Source organism: Acidovorax sp. LjRoot129 (assembly GCF_964253765.1).
Lineage (GTDB): Bacteria > Pseudomonadota > Gammaproteobacteria > Burkholderiales > Burkholderiaceae_C > Acidovorax.
Map to the genome: position 1 here is coordinate 763134 of NZ_CAXUSE020000001.1, position 25602 is coordinate 788735.

Below are 25602 nucleotides of genomic sequence, written 5' to 3' on the forward strand. Positions count from 1 at the left end.
CTATAAAAATAAGAGCTACTAGCGCTTTATGAATAAGCGCTAGAGCCTGATTTGGCTAAAAATTCGGGAGGGGTGGAGATGAAAAAATGGTGGTGGGCCGCGGCGGCGGCGTGGGGGATGCTGTGGTTCGGTGCCGTCGCGCAGGCCCAGCCCGTCTACAAATGGGTGGATGCCGATGGCAAGACACACTACGGCTCCCAACCGCCTCCGTCCAAGGCAGATGCCGAGCCGCTGAAGCTGCAGAACAACAACGGCACCAGCAAAAGCGCCTCTTCATCATCGCCCTCAGGCAAGACGGGCAGCGCCGCCCAACAGTACAACGCCGACGGCACCAAGAAAATCCCCAAAGACGTGGAAGAGCTTGGCCAGGGCATGAAGAAAGCGCTGGAGACGGTGGACAGCAAGCAGGCCCCGCTCAACTGCGCGGCCGCCGTGGACAACATCCACTACCAGGCCGACCAGATGCTGGAGGTGGGGCAGAAAAACATGCGCGACGGCTACGTCTCCAAGGCCGACTACGACAAGATGGCCCCCAAGATCCGCGAGGCCCGGGGCAAATACAGCGTGTCGGATTGCCAGGGTGCATCGGGCAACAAGAAGTCGTTCTACCAATGCATGTCGAGCAGCAAGAACCATGTGATGGGGTGCGACAAGCAGTTCAAGCAGGGAGAGTAGGAAGCCTTTCCCGAAGCCGGCTGGCGGGCAGGCCGTTTGCCAAAGGCTGCGACCGGAATCTCCGCCAAAACGCCAGTAAAGCCATGCACCGAAACCACATTGCAGGACCGAAGCTGGAACGAAGACTTGTTGACATGGTGCGCTCTTCAAGCAACTTGATGGCAGCGCTCACAACGGTCCGTTCTCTTGGCTTGACCTCTTGGTGCATCGGTGCCGGCGCCGTGCGGTCTCTGGTCTGGGACACCCTTCATGGGTTCGAAACCCCCTCGGTTTTAGAGGACGTGGATGTCGTCTACTTCGACAGCGAAACCGATGGTCCAGAGCAAGACACCCGCCTCGAAGAGCGCCTTCGCTCGCTCATGCCGGCGTTGCAATGGGAAGTCACCAATCAGGCCGCGGTGCATCACTGGTTTGCCAGCCATCTAAGGCAGGTGGTGCCTCCCCTTGGCTCCCTCGAGAGAAGGCGTGTCGACGTGGCCTGAATTTGCTACCTGTGTCGGTGTTTACCTTGGCGATGACGAGTCCATTGGGGTTGTCGCCCCGCATGGGCTTGATGACCTCTTCGCGCTTCGCGTTCGACACAACCCGCTCAGGGCGAGTTTGGAGGCCTACCGTCAACGTGTGGAATCGAAGCGGTTTGGCGAGCGGTGGCCGCTGGTGTCGATAGCCGGATACTGAAGGCAGCGTGCGGCCACGAGCAATCAATGACGGTTAGTGAAAGCGGACGCTCAACGAATGACTTATGTACTTGCAATTTGACGTATGCGGCTCGAACGCGCTTTTCAGTTTCGACGACGCCTCTCACCGCGCTAAGGCATGCCCCACATTCAAGACAGCGCCTTGAAAGCACAGCGCGCCAAGGCTCCGTGATCGTCGTAGTGGGCGTGATGCTGCCCCTTTGGCTGGTCTCAAGTCAAGGGCTGGCTCTGAGCCCTACACTGTGTTGGAGCAATGTTCCGGAGAGCGCCATGTTCCCATCGAGACTGAGCAAGCAAGTGGCCGCGAAGGCTTTTCTCGCCACTATCCTCTTGTCTGCGCTTGCAGGATTGGCTGGCGCTCACATCGCACCGCAAGTACCACTGCAAATGGTCTTGCTCTATAGCGCGGCAGGCGCCGTACTGGCGTTCACCGTCCTAGTGATCGCTACGGTTGCCGTAATTACGCTCATGCAATTCATCTTGCGCAAGGGCGGCACCGACCCTCAATGGTTCTGGTTTTCCGCAGAGCCACCGGGCTTGGTCCAGCTGCGACAGCAGGCCTCCCGAGGCACGGTATCAAAAGCACCTGAACACTGATCTTCACGTAGCGAGGTATTGTTCAAATGCGCGTGCGAGCGTAGGCTAAGGAGTTAGAAGCTCTCTGCTGGAGGCGGGGCATCAGCTATTCAAGGCACTCGTTATAGAAGCCCCCCGTAACCTTTGCTCCGCTGCGCGCTTGCAGCTCAGTGCTGAATTGGAGCACTTTCGCATTGGGCGTTGAACGGCACATCGAAAGGTGAACCCTTTCAGGTTTGAGGCGAACTACCTCGTCCACCACAGGGGTGGCGAGAGCCGATCTCACATTCCCCGTTTTGTACTCTGTCGGCAAGATCTGAACGTGTACGGTTTCAGGAGTGGCGCTGCATCCGGCAAGCAGCGCAACCGAAAAAAGCAGTGTTCGTTGAAGCATGGCAATCGGGAGCGCGCAGCGCATCTCGTTGTGAGGCGCCAAAGGATAGTCATCTGTCGCGTGCGCCGCTGTAAGCAGTCGTCACCCCGAGTAGACCAGTGGCACCGACCAGTCTGCCCAGCAGCATGCCCATCACAGTGGCTATGCTTCGTGTACGGCCGCACTCGCAACGAACGGACATCGACTTGACTCCCCAACCAAACCCATCCGTCTGGCGCCTGACAATCATCGGCGCTTTGGCACACGCATTCTTCACAGCGTTCTTTTGGATGGTCCCACTCATGTACGCGGGCTTGGGGCTTGGCTTCAAAGATCGCGCCCAGTGGACATGGCTCGATAGCAGCATGGCAGAGTGGGCGCAGCCCCTTGCGAACTTGCTGACTTCTCCCGGGCGCAGCCTGACCTACAACGGCATCGGTGGTTTCGTCATCCCGGCAGTTTTAACAAGTGCGATATGGGGCGGGGGAATTGCCTTGTTGTTCTCTGGCCTGAGCCGCTTGCGGCAAGGGGCGAAAGCTTGGCCGCCCTGAACGGCCGGTAGCGGCGATTCTCGAGGACTGTGTCGAGCCGGATGCTGCAGCACCCTGAGCTGAACCATAGGGCGCGGAACCGGCCAACCACCAACGTTGCTTTCTGGAGTAAACATGACTTTGTCTATTCTGTTGCGATGCTTCGAGATCGAGCAGACGAGAAACTTTTACGAATCTGTGCTTGGGTTCAGCGCCATTTCAACCGCCGACAGCACGATCACGGTCTCGAAGGATGGCGCCCGACTCGTTTTCACGGACCGAGATTTGTGGCACGCGAATCCCATCCTTTCAGGGACGATTTACCTCACGGTCGCAGATGTGGACGAATATTTTTCTATCATCAAAGACAAAACGTCTATTGCTTGGCCTCTACAAGACATGACCTATGGCAGCAGAGAATTTGCCGTGGCTGATTGCAACGGGTATCTGATCGCGTTCCAACAGGCAATGGGCGGGCAATAGACTGAAATTCCGCTTCGGGTGGCAGATTAAAGCGTGGCCATGCACGCACCCCGCCTACTCACGCGTTATGCAGCATCTCCCCCTCGCGCAGCGCCGCCCCAGAGCGCACTAAATCTTCCGCCAGGCTCTGCAGCCACTCCCCCTGCGCCTGATCGCCAAAGTGGCGTTCGTGCAGCATGCCGAAATACGGCGTGGCCTGGGCCCAGGCGGTGAGGTCGGACATGCTGATCTGCTGCCATTCGAGCAGCTTGTACTTGAGCAACACCTTGGCCGCATAAAGCGCGTGTTTCTGCGGGTTGCGCACAAAGCCCTCCAACCTGCGGCGGGCTCCTTCGATGGCGCGGGGTGCGTCGGCAAACACCGGCCCGTGGCCCGGGATGACGACCTTGGGCGCCAGTGACTCGATCACGTCCAGCGTGGCTGACACCTCGGCGAAGGCGCTGTCGCCCTCCAGCTCGGGGAAGACCACGCCAAAGCCGTTTTCCCACAGGGCGTCGGCCGAGATCAGCACGCCGTCCTGTGCGTTGAACAGCACCACCGAATGCGGGTCGTGCCCCGGGGCCGCATGCACGTGCCAGGGCTTGTCGCCGAGCAACACGCAGGAGCCGGGCTCGAGCAGCGTGTCGGCGCGAAACTGCGGGCATTCCTGGCCGGTGGGGGTGTAGCTCAGCGCGTAGGCGTTCCACTGCCGCACATGGCGTGCCTGCCCGGGTGGGATGGCCGTCAGCACGCGGGGCCAGGCCTTTTGCAGGGCTGCGTTGCCGCCGCAGTGGTCGCTGTGCAGATGGGTGTTGAGCACCCGGTCGAGCGTTCGGCCTGCCAGCGCATCCTGCACCAGGGCCACGGTCTGGTCGGCGTGGCTGCAGTAGCCGGTGTCGACCAGCGCGGTGTCGTGGTGGCCGATGAAGAGGATGTTGTTGGCAGAGAGCCAGCCGCGCTCCAGGACGGTGATCTCAGGCGGAAGCAGGTCGTGGGGCGCGGGGCTGTGGGGCATGGAGGGCGGGATGGGGCTGGCGGCGGGCCTTGGCCTTCGTCATGCCATGGCCGCCCGGGGCGGGCTGCCGACCAGCGTAACCCAGCCTGATGCACGCGCAGGCTATGCAAAACCCGTAAACGGCACCACTCTGCGGTGCCGATGTTGTTTCAGAACGTGACGCCAGCCACCAGGATCACGTTCGCATATGGCGTGCATTCCCCCGTGCGCACCATCACACGCGCGTTGTACGTGCGGCGCTTGAACTCTTCATGCGCAATGGGTGTGGGCGCCACAGGCAGGCCGGTGCACCACACGGGCGGGGCACCTGCGCTGCGCTCCACGGCTTCGGTGGCGATGAAGGCGTGCTCGACCTGCATCTCGGACAGCACCACGCGCAGCACCTCGGCCACGGTAGGGATGCCGGGGGTCAGGGCCAGGTCGATGCGGCGCGGGCCGTCGGGGATGGGCAGGCCTGCGTCGCCGATCACCAGCATGTCGCCATGGCCCAGGCTGGCGATGGCGTGGGAGAGTTCGGCGTGCAGCAGGGTGGTGCGTTTCACAGGGCGATCCAGTCGGGCGGTTGGGGGCTTTGCGCCACGGCGGCGCGGGTGGGGATGGACGGCTGCGCGCCGTGCTGGGTGACACACAGTGCCGCGGCGCGGATGCCATGTCGGACGCCTGCATCCAGGCTCTCGCCGCGCGCCAGGGCCACGGCGAGCGCGCCCAGAAAAGTGTCGCCGGCGGCGGTGGTGTCCACCGCCCGCACCGACATGCCAGGGTGGTGGCGGCAGCCGTCGGCATCGGCCGCCACGGCGCCAGCGGCACCGAGCGTGACCACCACCTGGGCGGGCCCGCGGCCGCGCAGGGCTTGTGCGGCCGCGGCGGCATCTTGCGGGGTGTCGACGGCAACGCCGGCCAGGGCGGCGGCTTCCACCTCGTTGACCACCAGCGTGTGCAGCAGCGGCCAAAGGGTTTCGGGCAGGGGCTGGATGGGCGAGGGATTGAGCACGACGGGGCAGTCGGCGGCGTGTGCGCGTTCTGCGGCAGCCAGCACCTCGGGCAGTGGTATTTCAAACTGCAGGACCAAGCCGGCAGCGCCGTGCAGCGCACCGTCCAGCGCGCTGGCATCCAGCACAAAGCGGCCATTGGCGCCCGGCACCACGACGATGCGGTTCTGGCCCGTGGCTTCCACAGTGATGGCGGCCACGCCGGTCGTGGTGCCCAGGTCGGTCTGTACGCCGGTGTGGTCAATGCCGTCGGCCTTGAGCGCCGCGCGCAGCGTGCGGCCGTAGCCGTCGTCGCCCAGGCGGCCGAAGAGGTGCACGCTGGCACCCTGGCGCGCGCAGGCCACGGCCTGGTTGCCGCCCTTGCCGCCGGGCACCAGGTGCAGGCCGTCGGCCAGCACGGTCTCGCCGGCCTCGGGCGCGCGGGCGACCTGGAGCACCAGGTCCATGTTCAGGCTGCCGACGACGGCAATGCGGGGTGCGGGCCCTGGGGCCGAGTCGGTCATCGCGGTCGTTGCCGGACCGGCGCCTGTTGCGTTCACTGCCGTGCTCATGCGCGGTCTTCCGGCGCGCGCGCGGTCGATGAGCGCACGCGCAGCTCGGGCTGCAGCATCACCTTGCGCACGTCCTGGCGCTTGCCATCGATGCGTTCGAGCAGCATGTCCACCGCCAGCGCGCCGATGCGCTGCTTGGGCTGGGCCACCGTGGTGAGCGGCGGGCTGGTAAAGGCGGCCAGCTCGATGTCGTCAAAGCCGACGATGGACAGCGCCTCGGGCACGCGCAGGTTGCGTTCGTGCGCGGCGCACAGCGCGCCCATGGCCATGAGGTCGTTGCAGACGAAGACCGCGGTGGGCGGCGTGGGCGCGCGCAGCACGGCGTGCATGGCGTCGTAGCCGCCCTGGCTGGTGAAGTTGCCATGCCACAGCAGGCCGTCGCCATCGCCGCAGCCGGCGTCGGCCAGCGCGGCGCGCCAGCCGGCGATGCGCTGCTCGCTGGGCACCAGTCCGGCCGGTCCGCCGATGCAGGCGATGCGGCGGTGGCCCAGCTCCAGCAGGTGGCGCGTGGCCAGTTGCCCGCCCTGCATGTGGGCGGTCTCGACCAGGTCGCAGGGCAGCTCGGCGATCTCGATCTCGCGGTCCACCAGCACGGTGGGGATGGACAGGCCCGCCAGCTGCGTGGGCAGCGTGGCGTCATGGCCGGTGGAGACGACGATCAGCCCGTCGATGCGGCGCTCGGCCAGCACCTGCAGGTAGCTGCCCTGGCGGTGCGCCTCGTCGTTGGTGTTGCACAGGATGACGTTGTAGCCCGCGCCGAAGCAGCGGTCTTCCACGCTGTGCACGATCTCGGCGAAGTAGGGGTTGGAGCTGTTGGGGATCAGCATGCCCAGCGTGCGCGTGTTGTTGCTCTTCAGGCTGCGTGCGATGGCGCTGGGCACGTAGCCCAGGGCGCGGATGGCTTTTTCGACGCGCTCGCGGCCCTCCGGGCTCACGCGGCGCGTGCCGTTGACCACGTGGGACACGGTGGTGACCGATACGTCGGCGTGGCGCGCAACGTCCTTGATAGTAGCCATGGGGTGGGGAAGCGGATTCGGTAGTTAGTGGTCAGTGTTTTTAAACGGCGGCGCGGCGCTGGCGCAGCGTGTCCACGATGACGGCGGCCACGATCACGCAGCCCGTGATGATGCGCTTGCTCGGCTCGCTCGCGCCCACCTGGGCCAGGCCCGCCTCCAGCACCGCGATGATCAGCACGCCGAACGCGGTGGTCACCACCGAGCCGCGCCCGCCCATGAGGCTGGTGCCGCCAATCACCACCGCGGCGATGACCTGCAGCTCCATGCCCGAGCCCGCGTTGGGGTCGGCCGCTTCAAGGCGTGCCGACTGCATGAGGCCCGCCAGGCCCGCGAGCAAGCCGGTGAGCGCGAACACGATGATGCGCACCGGGCGCGGGTCCACGCCCGCCAGGCGCATGGCCTCTTCGTTGGTGCCGATGCCCACGACCGAGCGGCCGAACACCGTGCGCGTGAGCACCAGTTGCGCCACCACCACCAGCACCAGTGCGATCAAAAAGGCCACCGAGATGCCGCCGAAGAACGGCGCGGCCAGCCACGAGATCGCATCGCCCACGTACTGCGTGCGCGAGTCGGTGACCAGGTAGGCGCTGCCACGCACGGCTTCGAGCATGCCCAGCGAGACGATGAACGAAGGCAGCCGCCAGGCCACCGAGATGGAGCCCGTGATGGTGCCGCACACCAGGCCCGTGGCCAGCGCCAGCGCGGCCGCGGCCGGCACCGTCCAGCCCCACTGCAGGATGGCGGCCGCGGACGTGGCGGCCGACAGCGCCATCACCGAGCCCACCGACAAATCAATGCCCGCGATGATCAGCACGAAGGTCATGCCCACCGCCATCACGGCCAGGGCCGGGATCTCGTTGGCGATGGTGATGAAGGTCGCGGGGCTCCAAAAGTATTCGGACATCCACGAGAACAGGCCCACCATGCCGGCCAGCACGGCCAGCAGCCCGAGGTAAGTGCCGAGCTGGCTGCGCCACACCGGGGTTGAGCGCGGGGCGGGAGGTGTGGTGGGGGAGGGGGCTGCGGCGTTCATGCGATGGCGGAAGAGGGTGCGGACGAAGGCCCGCGGGAAGAAGAGGGTGCGGCGGCGGCCGGCTCCGTGGCGCGTCCAGCCGTGTCAGAAAACGCGGCGGCCAGCAGCGACTGCTCGGACCACTCGCCGCGCTCGAACACGGCCACCAGGCGGCCGGCGCTCATCACGCCGATGCGGTCGGCCATGGCCATGAGCTCGCGCAGGTCGGACGACACCATAAGCAGCGCGCGGCCTTCGTCGGCCATGCGGTCCAGCTCGGTATAAATCTCGGCGCGTGCGCCCACGTCCACGCCGCGCGTGGGCTCGTCCAGCAGCAGCACGCGCACCGGGCGGTGCAGCCAGCGGGCAAAGACGACCTTTTGCTGGTTGCCGCCCGACAGCTGGCCCACGGGCTGCTCGCCATCTTTGCAGCGGATGCTGAGCGTGCGCACAAAGCCCTGCACCAGCCGGTGCTCCAGCGCACGCTGCAGCCAGCCACCGCGCGACACCGCCGACAGGTCGGACAGCGTGGCGTTGATGCGGATGGGCTGGGCCAGCAGCAGGCCCTGCGACTTGCGGTCTTCGGTGACCAGGCCGATGCCGGCGCGGATGGCCTGCAGGGGAGAGGCAAAACCTCTGTCAATCTTGTTTGCTATTAAATTAGTAGCTATTATCGCTTGTGTATCAAGCGCTGGAGCCTGTTTTTGCTTTAAATCCGGTGCATGCAGCGTGATGCTGCCCTCGTCTGCACGGTCCGCACCGAACAGCAGGCGGATCAGCTCGGTGCGGCCCGAGCCCACGAGGCCCGCCACGCCGAACACCTCGCCTGCGCGCAGGCTGAGGCTCACGTCCTGCACGGCCGTGCCCCGGCCGATGCCGTTGACTTCCATCACCACCGGCCCGGCCGTGCGGCGCGGGCGGTGTTCCAGGTCGTTGACCGATCGCCCCACCATGCGCTGCACCAGCGCGTCTTCCGACAAGCCGGCCATGGCCAGCACGTCCACCAGCCGGCCGTCGCGCAGCACAGCGACACGGTCGGCGATGCGGCGCAGTTCTTCAAGCCGGTGCGATACGTAGACGATGGCCACGCCCCGCGCGGTCAGCCGCGCGATCTGGTCGAACAGGTAGGTGGTCTCGCGCGGCGTGAGCATGGCGGTGGGTTCGTCCAGCACCAGGATGCGCGTGTCGTCCTGCAGGTTGCGGGCGATCTCCACCATCTGCTGCTGGCCGATGCCCAGTTGCGACACCGGCGTGGCCGGGTCGATGGATTCGAGGCCGATCTTGGCCAGCTGCGTGCGCGCCGCGGCATGCAGCACGTCACGTTGCAGCCAGCCCGCGCGGTTGGGCAGGCGGCCCAGCAGCAGGTTCTCGGCCACAGTGAGCGTGGGCACCAGGCCCAGCTCCTGCATCACCATGCGCACGCCGTGCTGCTCGGCCTCGCGGCGAGAGGCCGGGGCAAAGGTCTGCCCGGCCAGCCGCATGCCGCCACGCGTGGCAGACGTGAGTCCGCAGACGATCTTGGACAGCGTGCTTTTGCCTGCGCCGTTCTCGCCCGTCAGCGCCAACACCTCGCCCGCGTTCAGCGCAAGCGTCACCCCGTCGAGCACGGTGGTGGCGCTGTAGTCCTTGCCGACCGCGTCGATGCACAGCAGCGGGGTGGGCGGCGCGGGCGGGGTGGATGTTGGCGTCTGGGGCATGGTGTGGCTGGGTTGTTGTGGCGATTGAACCGCACCCCCCATCTGTTCGGGCTGAGCTTGTCGAAGCCAGGGCGCCTTGGGGCTGCCCTTCGACAGGCTCAGGGAGAACGGGTAAAGAAGGGCGGGCGGAAATCGCTGAGTGCGTCGTGCGGGTGCTGGGGTTACTTGCTGCCCTTGGTCACCAGGACCACGTCGGTCTTCACCGCAGCGGGCAACTGGTTCTGCGGCGTCTTGGCGGCGATGGCCTTCTGGGCCAGCTCGATGCCGAACACGGCCTGCTTGGCGGCGTACTGGTCGGCGGTGGCCAGCACGCGGCCGTCGGCCAGCATGGGCTTGATGGCGCCGATGTTGTCGTAGCCCACCACCTGCACCTTGCCGGCCTTGCCCGCGGCCTTCACGGCGGCCACGGCACCCAGTGCCATGCTGTCGTTGCCGGCCAAGAGGGCCACGAGGTCAGGGTGCTCGCGCATCATGCCGGCTGCCACGGTGTTGCCTTTTTCGATCTCCCAGTTGCCGGACTGCACGCCCACCACGGTGATGTTGGCGGCCTTCATCGCGTCCTGATAGCCCAAGGTGCGCTGCTGCGCATTGAAGGTGGTCGACACGCCTTCGATGATGCCCACCTTGTCGCCGGCCTTCAGGCTCTTGGCCAGGTGGTCGCCCACCAGCTTGGCGCCTACGCGGTTGTCCGGGCCGACGAAGGGCACGGTGATGTTCTTTTCCTTCAGCGCATCGGCATCGAGCTGGTTGTCGATGTTGATCACGATGACGCCCTTGTCGATGGCGGCCTTGACGGCGGGCACCAGGGCCTTGGAATCGGCCGGGGCGATCACGATGGCGCTGGCTTTTTGGGCCACGGCCTGCTCGACCATCTTGATCTGGGCTGCCGTGTCGGTCTCGTTCTTGATGCCGTTGGCCACCAGCGTGTACTCGCTGGCGTGCGCCTTCTGGTGCGCCTTGGCGCCGTCTTCCATGGTGCGGAAGAACTCGTTGGCCAGCGATTTCATGACGAGCGCGATCTTGGGCTTGTCTTGCGCCAAGGCGGGGCTGGCGAGCAGGCCGCCCAAAACGGCAAGGGCGGCGGCGGTTTGAACGGAACGGCGGGTGAACTGCATGGTGTCTCCTGTTGGAATAGTGAAAGCAGGCAACCGACAGCGGCGTGAAAAATCCGGACGTCGCCCGCCAGTGTGGTGTTGCACGCTACCCGGCACTTCAAACCGCGTCTTTTCGGCCAGGGCTGCGTTGCAAATCCTCGCGATACCTACCGGTATGGCTGTGGTTTGCGCCTTGCCCTGACCAAAAATCCATCGGCTTTAATGTGCCGTCAAGCATGCAACACCACCCTAGGGGCCACGGTGGATTCCAGGTGCGTGAACCCTGGGCTTGGAGCCTGGATGCGCGCACCGATCGCCTTTGTCGCCCGCGGATCATATCGAAAGCAAACGTTTGCGCAAACGTTTGCGGGTTGGTGAAAACCCGAAGAATTGTGGGAATGTCATGAATTCCCAGTTGACGGTTTTCCACAGACGCCGCGGTGCAATTCAGCTCGCCGGCGCGATCCAAGGGAACAGAGCAGGCAAAGAAAAAGGCGCCGAAGCGCCCTTGGTGTGTGGGGTTCAGTGGGCCAATCAGTGGCCGCGCCTTGAGCCCAACTCCCTACGCCTTGCGAAGCTCGCGCCGCAGGATCTTGCCCACGTTGCTCTTGGGCAGCTCATCGCGGAACTCGATGTACTTGGGCCGCTTGTAGCCCGTCAGGTTCTCCTGGCAGAAGCGGGCCACGTCCTCTTCGCTCAGGGTCGGGTCGTTCTTGATGATGAACACCTTGATCGCCTCGCCCTGCTTCTCGTCCGGGATGCCGATGGCCGCGCATTCCACCACGCCGGGGCACAGGCTGATGACCTGCTCCAGCTCGTTGGGGAACACATTGAAGCCGCTCACCAGGATCATGTCCTTCTTGCGGTCAATGATGCGGGTGTAGCCCTGCGCGTCCATGATGCCGATGTCGCCCGTGCGCATGAAGCCGTCGGGTGTGAAGGCCTTGGCGTTCTCTTCGGGCTGGTTGTAGTAGCCGACCATCACATTGGGGCCGCGGATGCAGATCTCGCCCGATTCGCCCTGGGCCACGCTGTTGCCCGCGTCGTCCTTGATGGCAATGTCGATGCCCGGCAGCGGCAGCCCGATGTTGCCGCTGAAGGTGGTGCTGAGCACCGGGTTGTTGGTGCCGATGGCGCAGGTCTCGCTCATGCCCCAGCCTTCGATCATGGTGCTGCCGGTCACCTTCTGCCACTGCTTGGCCGTGCCTTCGCTGGCCGCCATGCCGCCGGCCTGCGACACGCACAGGTGCGAGAAGTCGAGCGCCCGGAACTGTGGGTTTTGCAAGAGGGCGTTGAACAGCGTGTTCACCGCGGGCAGCATGTGGAAGGGGCGCTTTTTCAGCTCGGCCACAAACTTCGGAATGTCGCGCGGGTTGGGGATCAGTGTCATGCTGGAGCCCTGGCGGATGGCCAGCAGGCACAGCGTGAGCGCGAAGATGTGGTACAGCGGCAGCGCGGCAATGGAGTTGGCCTTGCTCACGTCGCCCACCTTGGACAGCGCCGGCGTGAACCAGGCCTCGGCCTGCAGCGTGGCGGCCACGATGTTGCGGTGGGTAAGCACCGCCCCCTTCGACAGGCCCGTGGTGCCGCCCGTGTACTGCAGGAAGGCAATCGAGTCGAGCGTGGCCTGGCTCGGTGCCAGCGACTTGTGCTCGCCCAGCGACAGCGCCTTCTTGAAAGAAACCACCTTGCGGCCGTGGGTCAGCGGCAGCTCGTACGCGGGCACCATCTTGGCCAGGTGGCGCACGGCGAACGTGATCCAGGTGCCGAACGCGGCGCCCAGCAGGTCGCCCATGGCGGTCATCACCACATGCTTGACGGCAGTGCGGTCCACCACCTCGGCCAGCGTGTGCGCAAAGTTCTCCAGGATCACGATGGCGGTGGCGCCGGAGTCCTTGAGCTGGTGCTCCAGTTCGCGTGCGGTGTACAGCGGGTTGACGTTGACGCAGGTGTAGCCTGCGCGCAGCACGGCGGCCATGGTCACGCCAAACTGCGGCAGGTTGGGCAGCATGATCGCCACGCGCGCGCCGGGCTCAAGGCCCAGGCTCTGGAGGTAGGCGCCCAGGGCGGCGGAGCGGCGCTCCAGCTCGCCGTAGGTCATCCAGCGGTCCATGCAGACCGAAAACGGGCTCGATGCGTGTTTGCGGAAGGACTCTTCCAGCAGGTGGGCTACAGAGCGGTATTGCTCGGGCTGCACGTCATGCGGTACGCCCGGTGGGTAGCTCTTGAGCCAGATCTTTTCCATGCGCTTGGTTCCTTAGCTGTGTTCGCTTGTTTTCGCGTGCGCTCGGCGTCGAGCGGCTGGGCACAGATTGTGGGAGCGCAGGGGGTGGATCAGCTACCGGGCTTGTCCTAGGGTGCGGAGTAGCTGGGTCTCGCAGGCGACACGTTCGGTATCAAAGAGATCGGCCATGAGCGCACGCTCGCGCGCCTCGATGGTGGCCAGGAACTGCTCGACACCGCCGCGCTGGCGCGCCAGCTGGCCAAAGGTGTCGAAGCCCGCTTCCAAAAACTGCTGCAGCGCGCCCATGCCGGCTGCGTGGGCCGGTGCCCGCATCATGCGCAGCATCATGCGAAGGCCGGGCGTGCGCGTCAGGCGCGCGAGGTCTGTGCCCATGGACAGCACACGCTGAAGTTGCAACGCGCGCCCAGCGCGGTCGCCCACGGCGCGCCAAGCGGCCACGTAGCGGGTGGCATCGCTGGCAGCATCGCTCGCAGTGCCCGCCACGCCTGCCGTGCCCGCAGTGCTGGTGGTGGCGGAGTCGGGCTGTGCGCTGGCCCACGCCTGGCCCATCGCTTGGTCCAGCGCTTCGGTCTGCGCATGCAGCACGGCCAGGGCCACTGCGGTGGCCACCACCGCTTGGGGAAACATGGACTGCAGCGTGCCCGCAATGCGGCCAAACTGCTGGTCGCGGGCGCTGTAGTCGGAGTCGCTGTACAGCTCTTCCAGAAAGAAGCGGGCGGCGGGGCCAAACGCTGGCGATGCCATCAGGTCCGCATAGGTGCCCCGAAAACGCTGCGCCTGCAGCGTCTTGACCCGGCCCACCGCTGCGCCCAGCGCCGGGTCGCCCGTGCGGTGCAGCCGCAGGGCGGTGACCTCGGCAATGCGATCGCGGATGGTCTGGGCTGCGTTCATGGTGTGAGGCCTTTGCTGAGGTGGCACCGGTGTTGTTGCTGCTACTGCTCCCGCGCGCCCCGGGCCTCTTAGGCCAGGCCGCACAATGCGGTGAACTGGTCGTCAATTACACCATCCCCCTGTCCATTTCCCTCCCCCGCACAGAACCATGATTGCGCGCTGGCAACGAGCTTTTCTTCTCTTCATCCTCACGGCCATGGCGGCCTGGCTGGCATGGCAATGGCCCCGGTCCCCCGGGCTTGCGCTGCTGGGCGCGTTGATCCCGCTGGCTGTGTACCTGCTGGTGATGGCCATCGAGTTCGTGCTCATGCATGTGACCAACCGCACCGACGCAGCGCCCCGCGCACGGCTGTTTCAGGTGTTTGTCGCGTGGTGGGCCGAGGTCTGGGTGGCGCTGGCGGTGTTCGGCTGGCGCCAACCGTTTCGCCACCAGTCGTTACCTGACTGGCTGCCCGCTGAGCCCACGGGCCGGCGCGGCGTGGTGCTGATCCATGGATTCATGTGCAACCGGGGGCTGTGGCTGCCGTGGTTTGCGCCTCTGCGTGAGCGCGGGCATGCGTTTGTGGCGGTCAATCTGGAGCCCGTGATGGGGTCCATCGATGAGTACGTGGACACCATCGACGAGGCCGTGGCGCGCGTGACGGCGGCCACGGGGCAGGCTCCGGTGCTGGTGTGCCACAGCATGGGAGGGCTGGCTGCGCGGGCGTGGCTGCGGGCTGGTGCTGCTACTGCTGCTGCTGATCACCAGAAGGAGAGGCGGGTCCACCGCGTGCTGACGCTCGGCACGCCGCATGGGGGGACGTGGCTGGGGCGGTTTAGCCGGGCGGTGAATGGGCGGCAGATGAGTCTGGCGGGGGAGTGGGTGGGGGCGTTGCAGCGGGCCGAGCCGGCGGGGCGGGCTGCGTTATTCACGTGCTGGTATTCGAACTGCGACAACATTGTTTTTCCGGCGACTACGGCTGCGTTGGCGGGGGCGGATAACCGGTTGGTGGAGGGGGTGGCGCATGTGCAGATGGCGTTTCATCCGGGGGTGATGGGGGAGTGTTTGGATGAGGTGGGGCGGGGGTGATGTTTTGTTTGAAATTGGTTTCTAGCGCTTATTCATAAAGCATTAGTAGCTATTGTTTTTATAGTGAACAGTTACTCCTTCAACAGCCGTTCGGGCTGAGCTTGTCGAAGCATTGGCGTGCTGGTTGGGAAAGCTTGCTCGTGTTGAGGGTGGAGGCCGGGAGTCGCCCGGCATGCGAGTAACTTTCTTTTGGGTCGCCAAAAGAAAGTCACCAAAGAAAAGGCGACCCCCAGTCTGCGACCCCTTCGCTTCGCTGCGGGGCAACCTGCGTCGGGGCGGTTGCGGGGCGCGCCGTGGAACTCGCTTTGCGCTGGCGCGCGCCGCTCGGACAGCCACGGCGAGCTAGATGACGAGGCATGGGCGCTCCGACGCCCATGCTCACCCCGCAACCGCCCCGCCACAGGCGCAGCCAGCAGGGGTTGGACAGCCGAACCTCCGAACAGCCAAACATCCACACGGGCCATCGCGTTGCTCGGCCGCGGCGCGAAGCGCCCGCGCGTTCGGGGCCGAGCGAAGCAATGGCCCGTCTGGATGTCCGATCCCTGGGTGCCCTTCAGGATGCGCCGAGGAGCGCAGCGGCCAGCGGATCAGGGCTCGCGATTGTTTGAGCGCAACGCAGTGAAGCGAGTTCGAGCGAGACCCCGCTGGACGTGAGCACCGCAGGTTTCCCCACTCGCCCGAAGGGCGGGTGGGGACGCAGCGTGTAGGGTCGCCTTTTCTTTGGTGACTTTCTTTTGGCGACCCAAAAGAAAGTTACTGCGCCGCCGGGCGCACACCCCGGCTCCCGCCCTCTGCATGGGCAAATCGCCCAGACTGGCGAGCGAGCGTGCCCCGGCTTCGACAAGCTCAGCCCGAACGGGAGGAGCAGCACCCCAACTTCGACAAGCCCGTTCAAGTGGATGAGTGGAATGTTGGCTATAAAAATAATAGCTACTAGCGCTTGTTGGGAAAGCGCTAGAGCCCAATTTCACTCAAAAATCAGGCCGCCACCCCATCCCGCTCATCCGCAGCAAACTCCGGCAACCCCCGCAGCCGCTCATAAATCGGCGCAAAGTCCTTCGCCGTCATCTCAAACAGCTGCTCAAAACTATCGATCACAAAATACGTCTGCTGGTACGTATCAATCTTGTACTTCGTGCGCATCGTCCTCTCCAGCGCCAGAGGAATCCGCTGCGGCTCGGGACTCTGCACCGAATACGCGAGCTCCCCCGACGAGCTCAAAATCCCCGCACCATACGCCCGCAACTCCCCCGCCTCACGGATCAACCCGAACTCGATGGTGTACCAATACAGGCGGCTCAGCATCTCGCAAGACCCCAGCCCCTGGGCCTTCAGCCCGCCTTGCCCATACCGCTGCACGTAGTCCGCAAACACGGGGTTGAACAGCAGAGGCACATGCCCGAACAGGTCATGAAAAATGTCCGGCTCGACGATGTATTCAAACTCCTCGGGCTTGCGGATCCAGTCCGTCACCGGGAACTTGCGGTTGGCCAGCAGGGTGAAAAACGGTACTTCGGGGATCAGTCCGGGTACGCCCACCAGCTCCCAGCCGGTGGCTTTGACCAGGCGCTCGTTGACCTCTTCAAAGCGCGGAATGCGGTCACTCGCGCCCAGGGAAGGCAGGGCGTCAATGAACGCCTGGCTCGCCAGGCCGGGCAGCAAGGCACGCTGGCGCTCGTACAGGCGCCGGTAGGTGTCGTGATCGGCGGCGGTGTAACTCGCGTAATCCTGCGGGCAGGTGTAGTCCTCGCTGGCGCGCGAGTAGTCGCCCCGGGGTGGGCGGGTGGATTGACCATAGACGACGGGGGCTTGTCCCATTTTTTTCTCCTTTGCCGCCATGGTCGGCGCACCGTGACAGTGGCGCGCACCAGCCCACGCGGCTGCTAATCGATCTTGATTTTTGCGGCCCGGATCAGGAACTCGTACTTGCTGTTTTCCGAACGCACAAACTGCGCAAACCCGTCGAGCGTCAGCTCTTCGGGCGTGATACCCATCTTCTTGAACTTCTCCTTGCCAGCCGGCGAGTGCATGGCGGCGGTGAACGCGTTGGCGTAGCGGCGCGCGTCGGCGTCGGGCAGCGATGCGGGGGCAAACAGGCCGAACCAGGTCGACACGTTGAAGCCCTGCACGCTGTCGTTGATGCTCGGCACGTTGGGCAGCGCCTCGTTGCGGCTCAGGGTCGTCACGCCCAGCGCCAAGAGCTTGCCCGACTGGATCTGTGGCAGCGCCGACGCGAGGTTGTCGAACACCATCAGCACCTGGCCGGATTCGAGTGCTGCGAGCGCGGGCTTGGAGCCCTGGAACGGCGTGTGGCCCATCTTGGTGTTGGTGAGCGACTTGAACATCTCGGCCGAGATGTGGCCGATGCTGCCGTTGCCGCCCGAGCCGTACTTGGCCTGGTCCGGATTCTTCTTGAGGTACTGCACCAGCTCCGGCGTCGTCTTGATGCCCAGCTTGGCGGCCTGCTCGGCGTTGACCACCAGCACGTTCGGCGTGCGGGCCACGAGCGCGATGGGTTTGAAGTCCTTGAGCGCGTCGTACGGGAAGTTCTTCTTGTAGAGCCAGGGGTTGACCGCATGCGTGGCCACGGCGCCCATCAGCAACTGATTGCTGGTCTTGGGAGATTTGGCGACCTGGTCGGCACCGGTACTACCACCCGCCCCCGGTTTGTTCTCCACGGTGATGGAGCCAAGCTGGGCTGCGGCACCTTCGGCCACGATGCGGGCCGAGATGTCCAGCGGACCACCAGCGGGGTAGGGCACCACGATGGTGAGCGGGGCAGAGGGGCTTTGGGCCATGGCAATGGTGGCCGCACAGGTCAGGCCAACACTGAACAGGGTGCTACGGAGCGACATCGGGATCCTTTTGAGTTCCGGGGAGCGCGCAGTATAGGCACCTGTGTACAGGGTTTACCCAGGATGTCTGATGTCTTATGTGTTCAACACCCCACGGCGGATCTGGTCGCGCTCCAGCGATTCGAACAGCGCCTTGAAGTTGCCTTCGCCAAAACCGTCGCGGTAGTCGCCTTCGCGCTGGATGAATTCAAAGAACACCGGCCCCAGCATGGGGGTGGAGAAAATCTGCAGCAGCAGGCGCGGCGTGCCGTCGGCGGTGGTGCCATCGAGCAGAATGCCGCGCGACTGCAGCTCAGGCACCGGCTGGCCATGGCCGGGCAGGCGGGTGTCCAGCATTTCGTAGTAGACGTCGTTGGGCGCGGTGGCCAGTGAGACACCGGCCATGCCCAGCTTGTCCACCACGTCCTGCAGGTTGTCGCAGATCAGCGCGATGTGCTGGATACCTTCACCATTGAACTGCATCAGGAATTCTTCGATCTGGCCGCCGCCCTGCTTGGACTCTTCATTCAGCGGGATGCGGATCTTGCCATCGGGCGCGGTCATGGCCTTGGACGTGAGGCCCGTGTATTCGCCCTGGATGTCGAAGTAGCGGATCTCGCGGAAGTTGAACAGCTTCTCGTAGAAGTTGGCCCAAAAGCCCATGCGGCCGCGGTACACGTTGTGCGTGAGGTGGTCGATGAGGTTCAGGCCGTGGCCCACGGGGCGGCGGTCCACGCCTTCGATGAATTCGAAGTCAATGTCGTAGATGGACTTGCCGTCTTCAAATCGGTCGATCAAATACAGCGGCGCGCCGCCGATGCCCTTGATGGCGGGCAGGCGCAGCTCCATCGGGCCGGTGGGGATCTCGATGGGCTGGGCACCCAACTCCAGCGCGCGGTTGTAGGCCTTGTGGGCGTCCTTCACGCGGAAGGCCAGGCCACAGGCCGAAGGGCCGTGTTCGGCGCCAAAGTAAGCCGCCTGGCTCTGGGGTTCTCGGTTGATGATGAAGTTGATGCCGTTCTGGCGGTACAGCACCACGTCCTTGGAGCGGTGTTTGGCCACGAGCGTGAAGCCCAGCTTTTCAAACACACCTTCCAGGACGCCGGGGGTGGGCGAGGTGAATTCGATGAACTCGAACCCCATCAGGCCCATGGGGTTGTCCCAGGCTTCGACTTGGGCGGCGGCTTGTGCGGGCAGGGCGGCGTTCATGGGTGTCTCCGGCATTCGTTGAGGAATGTCATGGACTGTAGGCGCGCCTTGCCTCATGTTTCTGGCGAAATCAAGACAGTCTGTGCTGGGATTTGCAGGAATCTTGCGAATGGTCAAAGCACCGCGCAAAACCTGCGCGCGATGGGCCGCGCGGGCGGAGACATGGGTGCGTGCCCGGAGTGCGAGCAGGGGCGGAAGGGCGAAGCGGTGTGGCCGAAAGCGGAGAAGGCCCGGTCACGACCCGCGTGCGGGTGGCTGCGCAGCGCGCAGCGCCAGGGCGGCATCGATGCGCTGCTGCTCTTCGGCACTAAAGAGCTGCTGGCGCAACTGCTGCAGAGCGGCGGCATCGTTTTGCTGCGCCCGGGCCTGGCTGTACTGGTCCAGCCGCTGCTGCCAGTTCTGCTCTTCACGATCGAGCTGGGCCATGGCGTGGGCGGCGGTCTCGCCGTACTGCGCGCTGCGGGCGGCGTGGCGGGTGCGTTCGTCGGTGTTCTGGGCGTTGAACGCGGCGGTCTGGGCGGCGGCGTTCACGTGTTCGGAGGCTGCGGCGCGCTCGGCGCGGCGGGCTTCAGGCAGCTCGTTCTCGGCATCGCGCAGGGCTTGCGCGCGCTGCTCGGCCGTGAGCTGGGTGTTGCGGGCGATCTCCAGGCGGGCCAGTGTGTAGCGGTCCAGGTCGGCCTCGCGCGCGAAGAGGGCGTCGTGCTCGGCGCTGTCAAAAAACTGCTGGCGCACTTTGTGTCGCGCCTCCAGGGCGTTGCGCAAGGCCGCGGGGTCTGTCGGGTCCTTGGGCGTGCGCAGTTGCCCGAGTGCCACGCGGTAGTCCACGTAGCGCTCGGCCAGTGCCAATGCCCGGGTGACCAGCGCGGCGGGGAAATGCTTTCCTACCAGCGCGGCCAGGCGCTGCTTGAGCGCCGCGGGGTCGGCTGCGTCCTCGGCCCCGGCTTCCATCAGCAGGGCCTCGATGGTGTCGCGCAGGCCGTGGACCAAGAGCGGGTCGGCACTGTGCTGCGCGTCGCTGGCGCGGCGGGCGGCGAAGAAGCTGCTTTCGAGGGCCTGCGCCGCGGGTTGTGGCCCCGCACCCGCTCCCTGCAGGGAGCCGGCACGGGGTGAGAAGAACGAGTCCCCCGCGCCCGGCGGGCCTTGCAGCGGGCCCAGCCACCAGACCACGGCGGCCGTGGCAGCGGCCAGGGCGACCGCCCCTGCAGCGAAGGCGCGGGATCTCGTCTTCACGGCTTACAGGCCCTGCGCCTTGAGGCGGGCGGCGTGCTGGCGGTACAGCGTGACCGGGTCGGTCGAGAACCAGTCGCGCAACCCCACCAGCTGATTCACTTCATCAAGGTGGTTCTGGCGGTAGTCGCCCAGGTGTGTGCCCAGGCGCGAGGAGCAGGCGGACACCAGGCCATCGTTGGCCTCACCGAAGACCAAGCCCAGCACGCCCAGCAGTGCGTCGCTGGCATCGAGCACATTGGTCAGGGTCTTGGTCCCTGTCCAGGAGTAGTAGCGCACGCCGTTGACGAGTTCTGCGCCGTTGCCGCAGCCAGACGTGGGCACGCCTTGTGGAAAGCGGCGGTTGAAGGCGGCGGAGCCGGCGGTGGTGAGCGAGTCCAGCGCTGCGGTGGGCATCTGCGGCAGGCCGGAGCCCCCGGAGGTCAGGTTGATCAGCGCGACCAGCGCCGATGCCGCCCCGCTGGCGATGGTTTCAGACACCGACCCGGCGGGTGCCACGCCACGCATAATGTCGGCCACCCGCGATCCACGATTGACGCCGCCGACCGAAGTCACCGAGGCGATCTTGCCCGGTGCCACGCCCGCCACGTAGCGCGCGGTAGGCCCGCCGTGCGAATGGCCCACCAGGTTCACCTTGGCCGCGCCCGTCATGGCGAGGATCGTGTTGACCTGCGCCAGCAGCTGCTCGCCCCGCACCTCGGTGCTGTTGGCGGCCGAGACCTGTGCCACGTAGACCTTGGCGCCGCCCTGGCGCAGCGCGTCGGGGATGCCGTAGAAGTAGTCGACGCCCAGGGCCGAGTCAAAGCCGAAAAGTCCGTGCACGAGCACGATGGGGTAGCGGGTCTGGGTCGTGCCCGTCTGGGCCTGCGCGCTGGCGCCGACGAGCAACAAGGCGGCCGTTGCGGCCAGAACAAATCGCCGCAAAAAGCGGCTGAGGAATCCGGTCATGCAGTTGTCTCCGTTAGTGTGATTTTTTATGCTTGCAAAAAAGAACGGTCGTTCGTTTTTGCAGCGTTTATTCTTCTTTTCTTCAATCTGAGTCACTATCGGGACATACCCCAGCCTGCAATCTGGGAAGCGCAAAAGCCTAAAACTTCATAAAATCTTGCGCTATGCAAGGTTTAAGCGCACTCGACAAGCTGGACAGGGCCATCCTGCGCCGTCTGCAAGAAAACGGCCGTGAGACGTACGACGTCATCGGAGAGCAGGTGGGCCTGTCGCCCAGCGCGGTGCTGCGCCGCGTCAAGCGGCTGGAAGAGAGCGGCGTGATCGACCGTTACGTCGCGCTTGTCCCGCCCGAAGCTGTGGGGCTCGGGCTTACGGCGTATCTCAATGTGCGGCTCGAAAAACACACCGAGAGCCACAAGCGCAACCCCATGGATCTGTTCCGCGCGAGCGTGCAGACGTGGCCCGAGGTGGTGGAGTGCGCATCACTGACCGGTGAGATGGACTACCTGCTGCGTGTGGTGGTGGCCGACATGGCGCACTACAGCCGGTTCATCATGGACACGCTGCTCAAGCACCCCAGCGTGCAGGACTGCAAGACCAGTTTTGTGCTGGATCGGGTGAAGGCGACGACGGCAGTGCCGGTATAAACCGTGTGTGACAATCCGCGCGCCCTCGGCCCCGGGGTGTTACGGATTGTTCATGATCGCTATCGATAACCTGCAGTTCGGCTATGGCCGGCATGTGCTGTATGACGGCTTTGCCGCCCGCGTGGAGCAGCCCGGCATCTACGGTCTTTTCGGGCGCAACGGTAGTGGCAAGTCCACGCTGCTCAAGCTGATCTGCGGCCTGCTCACGCCCTGGGCCGGACAACTGCAGGTGCTGGGGCGCAACCCCCGGGCACGCGTAGCCGACCTGCTGGCGTCCATCTACATCGTGCCGGAAGAGTTCCACCTGCCCAACCTCACCTGCACGCAGCTCGCGGCCACGCAGGGCGTGTTCTATCAGCGCTTTTCTCCCGACTTGTTCGGCGAGTATCTGGCCGAGCTCGAGGTGCCGGTGAAGGAACGCTTCGAGTCCATGAGCCTGGGCCAGAAGAAGAAGGCAGCGATTGCCTTTGCGCTGGCCACCGGCACGCCGCTGCTGCTGATGGACGAGCCCACCAACGGCCTCGACATCGTGGGGCGCGCGCAGTTTCGCAAGCTGATGCAGCGCCCCGAACACGCGCACCGCGCCGTGCTCATCAGCACCCACCAGGCGCACGACCTGGAAAGCATCCTGAGCCACATCTGGTTCATCGACCAGGGGCGGCTGGCGCTATCGGCGCGCATGGAGGACCTGGCGCGCCTGCTGCACATGGGCGTGGCGCACGACGAGGAGGCGGCTCGTGCACAGGGAGGTGGCGCGCTGCTGTACCAGGAGCGCATCGGCCCTCAGCTGGCCTTTGTGGCGCTGCGTGCCACCGCGCCGTCGGCATCTGCTCCGACAGGCAGCTCAGTGCAACTGGAGCTTTTGTACAAGGCGCTGAGCCTGAACCGCGACCAGATGCTGCAGGCGCTGGCACCGCTGCAGCTGGCCCCCTCGGCCACGGAGGCCGCATGAGCGTCATCCCCCCACACACATCCACACCCTCGGTGAGCGCAGGTACCGGCGCAGACGCAGGCTCCGCGGCGTTCTCGTTGCGCCGCTTCACTCTGCTGACCCGTGCCCACTGGGCCGAGCACAGGCGGCAGTACCTTGGCCACCTGCTGGTGACAGGCATCCTGTACTGCGTGCTGCTGGTGTTCGTCCTGGCCCTGTCAAACGGGGACGTGTTCACCACAAGCGGGCAATCGGCCCTCTATTTCTGGGGTCTGTACCTCACCGGGTTCGTGTTTGCCGGGCGGTACTTCGACGGCATGTCGCGGCGCGAATCCGCGTTGCTGGCGTTGATGCGGCCGGCCTCGGTGCTTGAAAAGTGGTTGTTGTGCGTGGCCGTGGTGGTGGTGGCGTACCCGCTGTGCTACACGTTGCTGTTCCTGGCCATCTCGTGGCCTGCCCAGGGCATGGCGATGGCACTGCGTGCGATGCGGCTGGATTCTTCGTCCGTCAGCACCCAGGACTATGGCCTGTTCGTCCCGCTGCTGCGCCAGCCGGTTCGGGATTCCTTGCTGACCATTGCGCAGCAATGGGGCTTCTTCATTGCCGCCTGGGCCCTGCAGGCGGTGGCTGTAACGGGCTCGCTCTACTTTCGCGGGGCAGCCATGCTCAAGACGCTGGTGCTGGGCGTGGCGCTGTCCGTCGTGACCGCTTTGATCGCAGCGCTGGCGGACTCCCGGCACGAGGTGTTTTTTGCTTGGTGGATGGCTGGGGCGGGGTCGGCCGGGACCTCGGTCAACGTCTTGAATGCCTGCTTGTGGGTGGTGCTGCCGGTGCTGCTGTGGTGGCAAACCTACCAGCACCTGCGCGAAAAGGAGCTGACGTGATGGCGCGGCTTCGCTCCCGTGCGGGTGCGCCGCGCAAGCTGGGTCCATGGCTCTTTGCCGGAGTGCTCGTCATTTTTTGGGCGCTGCTGGCCATCAGCGGGATGGACCGCTTCAAGGCCAAGGACGACAGGCGCCAATACACCGTCCCTGCGGCACAACTGCAAGGCGTGACGCGGCTGCGCATTGAAGGCGACCCTGGCGACGCGCGGGGCTACGTGTCCACGACACGGGTTGTGCTCCAAAGCACGAGCGACGTCACGCTGAGCCTGCACCGGCGCCGCGAGGGGCGGCGAAAGGGCGCCCGCGCGGCCGCGCCGGCGTCGGGCTCAGAGCCGCCGCTGGTGGCGGTGCGCGAAGGCGACACGTTGGTGCTGCGCTGGTTGCCACGCGAGCCTTCGCCAAACGCAGGGTCCGACGACCTTCGGGACCAGTGGCTTGGTGAGATCGTGCTGCCCGCGCGCTTTCAGCACCTGGTGCTGTCGCACGCGCTGGTGGAGGTGCTGGAGCCAGTGGAGCAACTGCACGTCTCGGGCCGTACGGTCGAGGTCCGCGGACTGGCGGCGCATCTGGACCTGCAATCGACGCAGTGCCAGCGCTGTGCTGACACCGGGGCTGCAGCGGCTCCGGATGACAGCAGCGCGTGCGACGAGAAGACGCACCCAGGGCGGGACGCTGTGCTGGAGGTCAATGCCAAGAACATGCAGTCCGTGCGCGTCGTGGCCGGTGTGGGCAACGTCAAGCTCAACGAAACGCGGCGCCTGCGGCAGCTGGACTTGCAGCTGGGCGACAGCGTCGGGCTGTTGGTCGACCGGGCGGCCGTGCTCAGGCTGTGGCGCGGCGGCACTGGCGGTGGGGTAGTAGGTGCGGCGCAAGAGCCGGTGGTGGCGCGGGGCGACTGCGCTGCACCGCCAGCCGCCGGGCGCGATCCGGTGCCGTCTGTGCCGCTGGACCTGGTCCGCGTGGCAGAGCGCTCGCAGCCGGGCCACCCGTCAGCTTCCGAGTGAGTACCCGCGCGCTACGGCGGTCAGTATTCCCGCGCGCTCCAGGGAAGGGCGCGGGTCGCCTCGGGGACGGCGCGGCATGATGTGCTGTGGCGGTTTGCTATTGATTTCATAGCTGCTGGCGCTGGCACAGAAAGCGTTGAAGTGTGATTGCGCAGGGTTTGGAGTTGCCCCACTATTTTGCTGCATCGCAACAAAAGGTATGGAAATAATGAGGGGAAACCCTTATATTCGATCCATGTTCGCAACGAAAGACTGGCTCAAGGCATCCTGGTACGCAGGCAGGGACATGCTGCGTCCGGTGACGGGTGCCCCATCTGCGGCTGAACGCCGCGTCAAGCAGGAGGTGCCCGTGATGGTTCCAATCCGCGCCCTGGGCCCCTCGTACCGCGAGCGCATCACCCAGCATTTGCTGCAGCTTGAGCCCGCGGACCGCTACCTGCGGTTTGGCTACGCCGCCAACGACGAGCAAATCCGCCGCTATGCCGAGCAGCTCGATTTCAACCGCGACGAAATTTTCGGCATCTACAACCGGCGCCTCGAACTCATCGCGATGGCGCATCTGGCTTTCTCGGAACACCCGGAGCACAAGGACTGCGCAGAATTTGGCGTGTCCGTACTCAAGCAGGCCCGGGGCCGCGGGTTTGGCGCGCGGCTGTTCGAGCGCGCCATAATGCATGCGCGCAATGAGGGAGTGAACATGGTCTTCATCCATGCACTGTCCGAGAACACCGCCATGCTCAAAATTGCACGCAACGCCGGCGCCACAGTACGCCGCGATGGTTCGGAGTCCGAGGCCTACCTGCAGATCCCGCGCGCCAGCTTCGACACCCGCATGGCCGAGATGGTCGAGCAACAGTTTGCCGAAGTGGACTACCAGATCAAGAAGCAGGCCAAGCAGTTCTGGGACTTTCTGGCCAACGTGCAGGAAGTGCGCAGCGGCGTGCAGGACGCACGCCACCAGTCGGCTGAATAAAAGCTGCTGGCTGGCAACGTTGCGTACGGCTCGCGCGGGCCGTCACAACAAT

General features: G+C 65.2%; 26 protein-coding genes. 12 read left to right on the forward strand and 14 right to left on the reverse strand.

Annotation, left to right across the window (positions count from 1 at the left end; all coding sequences use genetic code 11):
* Positions 1-78 precede the first annotated feature (78 nt).
* The 6 genes from ACSQ3Q_RS03585 (at position 79) to ACSQ3Q_RS03610 (ending at position 3335) form a co-directional block, all read left to right on the forward strand.
* Complete coding sequence (locus ACSQ3Q_RS03585; RefSeq protein ID WP_436133042.1) at positions 79-675, forward strand: DUF4124 domain-containing protein; 597 nt, start codon at positions 79-81, stop codon at positions 673-675.
* Between the two features lie 83 nt (positions 676-758).
* Positions 759-1157: a nucleotidyltransferase family protein gene (locus ACSQ3Q_RS03590; RefSeq protein WP_436133043.1), complete on the forward strand. Its 399-nt coding sequence runs from the start codon at positions 759-761 to the stop codon at positions 1155-1157.
* Entirely contained in the window at positions 1141-1353 is a 213-nt protein-coding gene (locus ACSQ3Q_RS03595) for a nucleotidyltransferase family protein (RefSeq protein WP_436133044.1), read from the forward strand. Before ACSQ3Q_RS03590 ends, ACSQ3Q_RS03595 begins: the two co-directional genes overlap by 17 nt.
* 290 nt (positions 1354-1643) lie before the next feature.
* Complete coding sequence (locus ACSQ3Q_RS03600; RefSeq protein ID WP_436133045.1) at positions 1644-1970, forward strand: hypothetical protein; 327 nt, start codon at positions 1644-1646, stop codon at positions 1968-1970.
* 558 nt (positions 1971-2528) lie between these two features.
* Complete coding sequence (locus tag ACSQ3Q_RS03605) at positions 2529-2873, forward strand: hypothetical protein (protein ID WP_436133046.1); 345 nt, start codon at positions 2529-2531, stop codon at positions 2871-2873.
* Positions 2874-2987: 114 nt separating this feature from the next.
* Positions 2988-3335, forward strand: coding sequence for a VOC family protein (locus ACSQ3Q_RS03610; RefSeq protein WP_436133047.1), 348 nt, complete (start codon positions 2988-2990; stop codon positions 3333-3335).
* A gap of 58 nt (positions 3336-3393) precedes the next feature.
* Here ACSQ3Q_RS03610 and ACSQ3Q_RS03615 read toward each other — a convergent pair whose 3' ends face one another.
* The 9 genes from ACSQ3Q_RS03615 to ACSQ3Q_RS03655 all read right to left on the reverse strand — a co-directional run bounded on the left by ACSQ3Q_RS03615 (position 3394) and on the right by ACSQ3Q_RS03655 (position 13824).
* The gene (locus tag ACSQ3Q_RS03615; RefSeq protein WP_436133048.1) at positions 3394-4329 is read right to left on the reverse strand and encodes an MBL fold metallo-hydrolase; all 936 of its coding nucleotides are present in this window, start codon (positions 4327-4329) and stop codon (positions 3394-3396) included.
* 149 nt (positions 4330-4478) lie between these two features.
* Complete coding sequence (rbsD, locus tag ACSQ3Q_RS03620) at positions 4479-4871, reverse strand: D-ribose pyranase (protein ID WP_436133049.1); 393 nt, start codon at positions 4869-4871, stop codon at positions 4479-4481.
* Positions 4868-5821 carry a ribokinase gene (gene rbsK, locus ACSQ3Q_RS03625; RefSeq protein ID WP_436136931.1) on the reverse strand — a complete coding sequence of 318 codons (954 nt, stop codon included), beginning with the start codon at positions 5819-5821 and terminating at the stop codon, positions 4868-4870. Before rbsK ends, rbsD begins: the two co-directional genes overlap by 4 nt.
* 44 nt (positions 5822-5865) lie before the next feature.
* Entirely contained in the window at positions 5866-6885 is a 1020-nt protein-coding gene (locus tag ACSQ3Q_RS03630) for a LacI family DNA-binding transcriptional regulator (RefSeq protein ID WP_436133050.1), read from the reverse strand.
* A gap of 40 nt (positions 6886-6925) precedes the next feature.
* Complete coding sequence (locus ACSQ3Q_RS03635; protein ID WP_436133051.1) at positions 6926-7918, reverse strand: ABC transporter permease; 993 nt, start codon at positions 7916-7918, stop codon at positions 6926-6928.
* Positions 7915-9594: a sugar ABC transporter ATP-binding protein gene (locus ACSQ3Q_RS03640; protein ID WP_436133052.1), complete on the reverse strand. Its 1680-nt coding sequence runs from the start codon at positions 9592-9594 to the stop codon at positions 7915-7917. Before ACSQ3Q_RS03640 ends, ACSQ3Q_RS03635 begins: the two co-directional genes overlap by 4 nt.
* Positions 9595-9755: 161 nt before the next feature.
* Positions 9756-10709, reverse strand: a complete 954-nt coding sequence (locus tag ACSQ3Q_RS03645) for a sugar ABC transporter substrate-binding protein (RefSeq protein WP_436133053.1) — start codon at positions 10707-10709, stop codon at positions 9756-9758.
* Positions 10710-11250: 541 nt separating this feature from the next.
* Complete coding sequence (locus ACSQ3Q_RS03650; RefSeq protein ID WP_436133054.1) at positions 11251-12933, reverse strand: AMP-binding protein; 1683 nt, start codon at positions 12931-12933, stop codon at positions 11251-11253.
* A 93-nt stretch (positions 12934-13026) separates the two neighbouring features.
* On the reverse strand, positions 13027-13824 hold the full coding sequence (locus ACSQ3Q_RS03655) for an FFLEELY motif protein (protein WP_436133055.1): 798 nt from the start codon (positions 13822-13824) through the stop codon (positions 13027-13029).
* 148 nt (positions 13825-13972) lie between these two features.
* On the opposite strand from ACSQ3Q_RS03655, the gene ACSQ3Q_RS03660 reads away from it, so the two are divergent.
* Positions 13973-14893, forward strand: a complete 921-nt coding sequence (locus tag ACSQ3Q_RS03660) for an esterase/lipase family protein (RefSeq protein ID WP_436133056.1) — start codon at positions 13973-13975, stop codon at positions 14891-14893.
* A 978-nt stretch (positions 14894-15871) separates the two neighbouring features.
* Here ACSQ3Q_RS03660 and phhA read toward each other — a convergent pair.
* The 5 genes from phhA to ACSQ3Q_RS03685 form a co-directional block, all read right to left on the reverse strand.
* Positions 15872-16711: a phenylalanine 4-monooxygenase gene (gene phhA, locus ACSQ3Q_RS03665; RefSeq protein ID WP_436133057.1), complete on the reverse strand. Its 840-nt coding sequence runs from the start codon at positions 16709-16711 to the stop codon at positions 15872-15874.
* 65 nt (positions 16712-16776) lie between these two features.
* Positions 16777-17748, reverse strand: coding sequence for a Bug family tripartite tricarboxylate transporter substrate binding protein (locus tag ACSQ3Q_RS03670; protein WP_436133058.1), 972 nt, complete (start codon positions 17746-17748; stop codon positions 16777-16779).
* Positions 17749-17823: 75 nt separating this feature from the next.
* Positions 17824-18936, reverse strand: a complete 1113-nt coding sequence (gene hppD / locus ACSQ3Q_RS03675) for a 4-hydroxyphenylpyruvate dioxygenase (RefSeq protein WP_436133059.1) — start codon at positions 18934-18936, stop codon at positions 17824-17826.
* Positions 18937-19170: 234 nt separating this feature from the next.
* Positions 19171-20166, reverse strand: coding sequence for a lipase secretion chaperone (locus tag ACSQ3Q_RS03680; RefSeq protein WP_436133060.1), 996 nt, complete (start codon positions 20164-20166; stop codon positions 19171-19173).
* A 3-nt stretch (positions 20167-20169) separates the two neighbouring features.
* Positions 20170-21111, reverse strand: a complete 942-nt coding sequence (locus ACSQ3Q_RS03685) for an esterase/lipase family protein (RefSeq protein ID WP_436133061.1) — start codon at positions 21109-21111, stop codon at positions 20170-20172.
* Between the two features lie 164 nt (positions 21112-21275).
* Between ACSQ3Q_RS03685 and ACSQ3Q_RS03690 the strand changes: the two genes are divergently transcribed.
* The 5 genes from ACSQ3Q_RS03690 (at position 21276) to ACSQ3Q_RS03710 (ending at position 25550) form a co-directional block, all read left to right on the forward strand.
* A complete protein-coding gene (locus ACSQ3Q_RS03690; protein ID WP_436133062.1) occupies positions 21276-21758 on the forward strand; it encodes an Lrp/AsnC family transcriptional regulator in 483 nt (160 codons plus the stop codon).
* Positions 21759-21810: 52 nt separating this feature from the next.
* Positions 21811-22710 carry an ATP-binding cassette domain-containing protein gene (locus tag ACSQ3Q_RS03695; protein ID WP_436133063.1) on the forward strand — a complete coding sequence of 300 codons (900 nt, stop codon included), beginning with the start codon at positions 21811-21813 and terminating at the stop codon, positions 22708-22710.
* Positions 22707-23573: a hypothetical protein gene (locus ACSQ3Q_RS03700; protein ID WP_436133064.1), complete on the forward strand. Its 867-nt coding sequence runs from the start codon at positions 22707-22709 to the stop codon at positions 23571-23573. The genes ACSQ3Q_RS03695 and ACSQ3Q_RS03700 overlap by 4 nt, the downstream gene beginning before the upstream one ends.
* Complete coding sequence (locus ACSQ3Q_RS03705) at positions 23573-24577, forward strand: hypothetical protein (protein WP_436133065.1); 1005 nt, start codon at positions 23573-23575, stop codon at positions 24575-24577. The genes ACSQ3Q_RS03700 and ACSQ3Q_RS03705 overlap by 1 nt, the downstream gene beginning before the upstream one ends.
* A gap of 235 nt (positions 24578-24812) precedes the next feature.
* On the forward strand, positions 24813-25550 hold the full coding sequence (locus ACSQ3Q_RS03710) for an N-acetyltransferase family protein (RefSeq protein WP_436133066.1): 738 nt from the start codon (positions 24813-24815) through the stop codon (positions 25548-25550).
* Positions 25551-25602 lie beyond the last annotated feature (52 nt).